The 277-nt window shown below is 48.7% G+C and carries 1 protein-coding gene; it reads right to left on the reverse strand.

Going from position 1 to position 277, the window contains the following annotated elements; all coding sequences use genetic code 11:
* A partial coding sequence (locus IV55_RS10415) for an MBG domain-containing protein (protein ID WP_272946583.1) occupies nucleotides 1–277 on the reverse strand: 277 nt, incomplete at both ends.

Consider the following 277-nt stretch of genomic DNA (forward strand, 5'->3'; position numbering starts at 1 on the left):
CCCAGCTTGCGTCAACTTAACAACGTATCCGGTTTTGACATTCTTTACGTCTTTATCGGCGAACTCAATGTCACCATCCACTAATGTGTACGTACCACCGGCGGTTAACGCTACACTGTACTTGCCCAACACATCTTTGATATCCGTGGCAGTGCCGTCATAGACCTTCGTATCCGTACCAGTCAGTTTGTACGTTGCTGCTGCTGGCGTGATGTCGTACGTTGCCGCACTACCAAGTTCAGTGTAGGCATAGTTGCCATTAACTGCCTTGATGTGA

This window comes from Furfurilactobacillus siliginis, from assembly GCF_001437435.1.
Classification (GTDB): domain Bacteria; phylum Bacillota; class Bacilli; order Lactobacillales; family Lactobacillaceae; genus Furfurilactobacillus; species Furfurilactobacillus siliginis.